This is a genomic window from Martelella sp. UBA3392, assembly GCF_002358775.1.
Classification (GTDB): domain Bacteria; phylum Pseudomonadota; class Alphaproteobacteria; order Rhizobiales; family Rhizobiaceae; genus Martelella; species Martelella mediterranea.
Genome location: NZ_DEPM01000152.1, coordinates 1 through 5761, shown reverse-complemented (window position 1 = coordinate 5761; position 5761 = coordinate 1). Strand labels below are relative to the sequence as shown.

Annotated in this window: 4 protein-coding genes and 1 tRNA gene; 4 read left to right on the top strand and 1 reads right to left on the bottom strand. The window is 61.8% G+C overall.

Features of this window, described 5'->3' with window-relative positions:
• Positions 1–2444 (top strand): pyruvate, phosphate dikinase (gene ppdK / locus B4E36_RS11495; RefSeq protein WP_345900370.1); only part of this gene is annotated, 2444 nt, incomplete at its 5' end.
• On the opposite strand, the gene B4E36_RS11490 is transcribed toward ppdK, so the two are convergent.
• On the bottom strand, positions 2426–3328 hold the full coding sequence (locus tag B4E36_RS11490) for an MBL fold metallo-hydrolase (protein WP_345900369.1): 903 nt from the start codon (positions 3326–3328) through the stop codon (positions 2426–2428). The genes ppdK and B4E36_RS11490 overlap by 19 nt on opposite strands.
• Before the next feature lie 284 nt (positions 3329–3612).
• On the opposite strand from B4E36_RS11490, the gene B4E36_RS11485 reads away from it, so the two are divergent.
• The 3 genes from B4E36_RS11485 to B4E36_RS11475 form a co-directional block, all read left to right on the top strand.
• Positions 3613–3687 (top strand) — tRNA-Gln (locus B4E36_RS11485).
• Positions 3688–3943: 256 nt separating this feature from the next.
• Positions 3944–4963, top strand: a complete 1020-nt coding sequence (locus B4E36_RS11480) for an IS110 family transposase (protein WP_292051535.1) — start codon at positions 3944–3946, stop codon at positions 4961–4963.
• Positions 4964–5317: 354 nt separating this feature from the next.
• Positions 5318–5761 (top strand): hypothetical protein (locus B4E36_RS11475; protein WP_345900368.1); only part of this gene is annotated, 444 nt, incomplete at its 3' end.

Genomic DNA, 5761 nt, shown 5'->3' with positions numbered 1-5761 from the left:
CCGGCCGCCGCTTCGGCTCGGGCGAACGCCCGCTGCTGCTTTCCGTCCGCTCCGGTTCGCGCGTCTCCATGCCCGGGATGATGGACACGATCCTCAATCTCGGCCTTAATGACGAGACCGTGCTGTCGCTTGCCCGCGACACCGGCGATGCCCGTTTCGCCTGGGACAGCTATCGCCGGTTCATCCAGATGTACAGCGATGTCGCGCTCGGGCTCGATCAGGAGGTGTTCGAGGAGCTTCTCGAGGAGCGGTTGTCCGAGCTTGGCCATCAGGCCGAGACCCAGCTTACGGCCGGCCAGCTCGAGGATCTCGTCACAAGCTACAAGGCGTTGCTGAGCGAGGAGCTCGACTGCGACTTCCCGCAGGATCCGTTCGAGCAGCTCTGGGGCGCGATCGCAGCGGTGTTTTCAAGCTGGACCAGCGCGCGCGCCATTGCCTACCGGACGCTGCATAACATTCCGACGGAATGGGGCACGGCGGTCAATATTCAGGCCATGGTATTCGGCAATCTCGGCAATGGATCGGCCACCGGGGTGGCGTTTACCCGCAACCCGTCCACCGGCGAGAATGCGCTCTACGGCGAGTTCCTGGTCAACGCGCAGGGCGAGGATGTCGTCGCCGGCATCCGCACACCGCAAAGCGTGACGGAGGCCGGCCGCATCGCCTCGGGCGGCGAAAAGCCCTCGCTTGAAAAGCTGATGCCGGAGGCTTTTGCGGAACTGGCCGCGATTTCCGCGCGGCTTGAGCGCCAGTATGGCGACATGCAGGACATGGAATTCACAATAGAGCGCGGCAAATTATGGATGCTGCAGACCCGCAGCGGCAAGCGCGCGGCGGGCGCCGCCGTCAGGATCGCCATGGACATGGCCGATGAAGGACTGATCAGCCGCTCCGAGGCGATCATGCGCATCGATCCGGCCACGCTCGATCAGATGCTGCATCCGACCATCCGTCCGGAATATCGCGGCACCCAGATCGGCTCCGGCCTGCCGGCTTCGCCCGGGGCAGTGACCGGCGAGATCGTGTTCACCGCGGAAGAGGCGATTGCCGCCAAGGCGGAAAAACGCAGCGTCATTCTGGTGCGCACCGAAACCAGCCCGGAGGATATCCAGGGCATGACCGCGGCGGTCGGGGTGCTCACCACGCGCGGCGGCATGACCAGCCACGCGGCCGTTGTCGCCCGCGGCATGGGTGTGCCCTGCGTGACCGGCGCGGGCAACATGCGGGTCGACCGGTTCGACAATATCCTCCATGGCATTGGCGGGGTCATGCTCCATGCCGGCGATAAGGTGACGATCGACGGTGCCACCGGCCGGGTGATGAAGGGCGCAGCGCCAACCCAGAAGCCCGCGCTTTCCGAGGATTTTCAGCGGCTGATGGTCTGGGCCGACGACGTGCGGCGCATGAAGGTGCGCACCAATGCCGACACCCCTTCCGATGCCCGCGCGGCGCGCGATTTCGGCGCGGAGGGGATCGGCCTTTGCCGCACCGAGCACATGTTCTTCGAGGGCGGCCGCATCCACATGATGCGGCGGATGATCCTTGCCGAGACGGAAGAGGGCAGGCGCGCCGCGCTCGACCAGCTTCTGCCGATGCAGCGGGACGATTTCGAGGCGCTGTTTTCGATCATGCACGGCCTGCCGGTGACAATCCGCCTGCTCGATCCGCCGCTGCACGAGTTCCTGCCGAAGACCGAAAGCGAGGTCGACGATGTCGCCGACGCGCTCGGCATGGACAAGCAGGCGCTCCGGCATCGGCTCGACGCGCTTTATGAATTCAACCCGATGCTCGGCCATCGCGGCTGTCGGCTGGCGATCTCCTATCCGGAGATCACCGAAATGCAGGCGCGGGCGATCTTCGAGGCCGCGGTTGCCGCCGCCCGCGCCACCGGCGAGGCGGTGGTGCCGGAAATCATGGTGCCGCTGGTGTCGTTGCGCGCCGAACTCGACTATGTGAAGGAACGCATCGACGCGGTTGCCCGCGAGGTGATGACTGAAGCCGGCATGGAGATCGAGTATCTCGTCGGCACCATGATCGAGTTGCCGCGCGCGGCGCTTCGCGCCCATAAGATCGCCGAAACCTCGGCGTTCTTCTCGCTCGGCACAAACGATCTGACCCAGACGACGTTCGGGATGTCGCGTGACGATGCGCCGGGCTTCATCGGCACCTACCAGAAAAAAGGCATTATCGAGCGCGATCCGTTCGTCTCGCTGGATTTCGACGGCGTCGGCGAACTGATGCGGATGGCCGCGGAGCGCGGCCGCCAGACCCGAAGCGATCTCCAGATCGGCATCTGCGGCGAACATGGCGGCGATCCGGTTTCGATCCGCTTTTGCGAGGGGCTGGCGCTGGACTATGTCTCCTGCTCGCCGTTCAGAGTGCCCACCGCCCGCCTTGCCGCTGCCCAGGCGACCATCGGGCAGTCTCAGACAGAAAGCCTGTAACGGTTTTTCAGCATCGGCGGGCCATCCGTTTTCACTCGGCCGCGCTCAACCAGATCTTCCATGTGCGCCAGCACCGAAAGCGCGGCCGCGCCATGGAGCTTCGGGTCCGTGGTGCGGTAGATCACCTTGACGATCTCGGCAATTGTCTCGTCTCCGGTCGCGATCCGCTCGAGGATCGCCTTTTCACGCATGCGCCGGTGCGAGCGGGTGGCCCGCAACACGCCCTTGGCGTCGCGGATCGTGTCGCCGTGGCCGGACATGTAAACGGTTTCGGGGCGCTCCAGCAGTTTCTCGATCGAGGCCATGTAATCGCCCATCGACCCGTCGGGCGGGGCAACGATCGTGGTCGACCAGTCCATCACGTGATCGCCGCAGAACAGATAGGGCGTGCCCTGAAGCGCGAAGGCGAGATGATTGGCGGTGTGGCCCGGCGTGTGCACGGCCTGAAGCGCGAAGCCATTATCGGCGGCGATCGTGTCGCCGTCGCCGAGAACGATATCAGGTCGAAGCGCGCTATCGGCGCTCTCGGCAAAGGGATTGACCTCGCCGGCAAAAAGCGGGCGGGCGGTCTCGTGCGGGCCGAAGCCGGCGATCGGCGCCCCGGTCTCAGCTTTCAGCCTGCGGGCCATCGGCGAATGGTCCATATGGGTGTGGGTGACGGCGATGAAGCGGACCCTGCGCCCGCCGATCGCGGCAAGCCAGTGCTCCAGGTGACCATCGATATCGGGCCCGGGATCGATGATGCCCACCTCGTTGCGGCCGACGAGATAGCCGTTCGTGCCGAAAAAGGTGAACGGCGAGGGGTTGTTCGCCGTCAACCGCGCAATGCCTTCCGCAAGCGCCACGGCGCGTCCATAGGCCGGATCGAATTCGGGTACGCCCATTCGCATTTCCTTCAACTTCTGCCCTGCCTGTCTGACACCATGCGCGCAAAATGCAAGGCCAGAGCGCCGGCCCGAAGATCGGATTGAACTTCCTGAAAGCATGATGCATGGATTCGACCAGTGCGAGCGCCTCCGAGCCTCCGAACGGAGGCATGGCGCTCAATAACGCCAATTCCTGTCGCCGGCGAGAATCTCGTCAGGCGGACAGATTTAGACGTTGAGACCGGGCGCGAGCTTTGCTAAGAGGCTTTGCGCACCGCCGGCCCCGGCCCGCGGGCCCATGCTGGGGTGTAGCCAAGCGGTAAGGCACCGGTTTTTGGTATCGGCATGCGCTGGTTCGAATCCAGCCACCCCAGCCAAATCTATCTTCATGCCTATGAAGCATAAGAGTGCACGAAATGGCCGTTTTTCGTGCACCCCCGAGTCAAGAGATTTCTCGAGATCTTCATAATTTCTTCGAAACGCCGCTAAAATCAGATACTTGCAACTCAACTGGTCCAAGCTTCAACGAAGATTGGAATTCTGTCATATGAAGACTTGATGATGTGGACGCCGCCGACCTCGCAACTGCGTGTATTGTGCTTAGAAAGAGTGGAACTGGGAAGGAGTATCGAAATGCACATACAAACAATAGGCCTCGATCTTGCGAAGAGCGTCTTCCAGGCCCACGGCGTGGATGACGCCGGCAATACTGTTCTGGCGAAGAAGCTGCATCGCAAGCAGATGATACCCTTCTTCTCCAAACTCGCACCGTGTCTGATCGGAGTGGAGGCGTGTGGAGCGGCGCATTATTGGGCACGGACGCTCATCGCCATGGGGCATGAGATTCTAATAATGCCGCCTTCTTATGTCAAGGGATATGTGAAGCGGGGTAAGAGTGACGCCCTGGATGCCGAGGCTATCTGCGAGGCCGTGCAACGTCCGACGATGCGGTTCGTGCCGGTCAAGACCGTCGAACAGCAGGGCATTTTGATGGCGCATCGCACCAGAGCGTTGCTTGTGCGCCAGCGTACGATGGCAGCAAACGCATTGCGTGCGCACTTGGCCGAGTTCGGATTCGTCGCCAACCCGGGTGTCGCCAATCTGGTGAAACTGGCGGATCAAGCCTTCACCGATGAGGTTCTGCCTGCCTACGCCCACCGGGCCCTCGAAATCCTGATCCGGCGAATGGCGGAGCTGACTGAAGAGATCGGAGAGCTCGATCAGGAATTGCGTACATGGCATGAAGGAAGTGACGTCAACCGAAGGCTCGCCGCCATCCCTGGCATCGGCGTCATCACAGCAAGCGCCATCGCCGCGACGGTGACAGACACCGATCAGTTTCAATCAGGTCGGCAATTCGCGGCATGGCTCGGTCTCACGCCGCAGCAGCAATCCACGGGCGGGAAAAACCGGCTCGGTGGCATATCAAAACAGGGCGACCGATACTTGCGACGGTTGCTGGTTGTCGGTGCGACAGCGGTCATGAGACATGCGAAACGAAAACCGACACCTCTGACGGACTGGGTGAGCAGGTTGTTGGAGAAAAAGCCGTTCAGGCTCGTTTCCGTCGCCCTTGCGAACAAACTTGCCCGTATCGCATGGACGCTTCTCAAACGAGGACAGATTTACAGACCTTACGGATTGTCCGCCTGACAGTGAACAACCAAACCGAATTGGCAATGGCAGTCAATGATGCGTAACGATCGAGCCAATGGCGAGGCAAACCCGTCTGATTCAATGCACTTCAAAAGTGCGCCAACTTGATCAGGGACCTCGCCGGCGGATTTCCATCAGGGCCAGCGGCAAAATCAACTCCGCACAAACAGGCCGGACATATGAAAGCAACCGATCTACGCAAAACGATAAAAAGTCCTTGCCATAGGCGGCGTCCACATATGAATCACAGCTTGGCTCCTAGCCCCATTCTCGTGAAGACGCCGAAGCCAAAAGCGTCCGGGGCAAAGCATCCTGACATGCCCAACCGCGTCTATGCGCCCGGAATTCCCTATGTGCGGCATCTGGGAACGGCAGCTTAGCGCCCCCATTGCGGCCGTACCGGTTCACTTGACGTTGACCTCAAACCTGTCATTCGAGTCCGGCTTCTGCTCGAACGCTATGTTGAAGTCATCCTTCATCAGCTGCAATCCGGCCGCGTGGGCCTCACTAAAACCCGATTGCGCGCAGCAGCAGGAAACATGCGGCGGACATAAGCGCTGCGGCGGGCACTGTGATCACCCAGGCTGCGATGATCGTGATGAAGTGGGAGCGACGGACGAGTTTGCGACGGGCGCGTTTGCGCGTTTCAGGCTTTCAGGGTTCCCCAGTTTTCCGCCGATCCGGCGTCGCGGATCGGCGTTGTGGCCATGCCCGAACACATGGCCGACGCTCGCCGGGCTGTGCCCGGCTCGCGAAAACCATGGCAGAACCATGTACCTGAGCAGCGACAAGTGT

Coding starts and splice junctions, on each gene's coding strand:
- B4E36_RS11480 (WP_292051535.1), top strand. CDS start 3,944: ATGCACATACAAACAATAGGCCTCGATCTTGCGAAGAGCGTCTTCCAG.
- B4E36_RS11490 (WP_345900369.1), bottom strand. CDS start 3,328: ATGGGCGTACCCGAATTCGATCCGGCCTATGGACGCGCCGTGGCGCTT.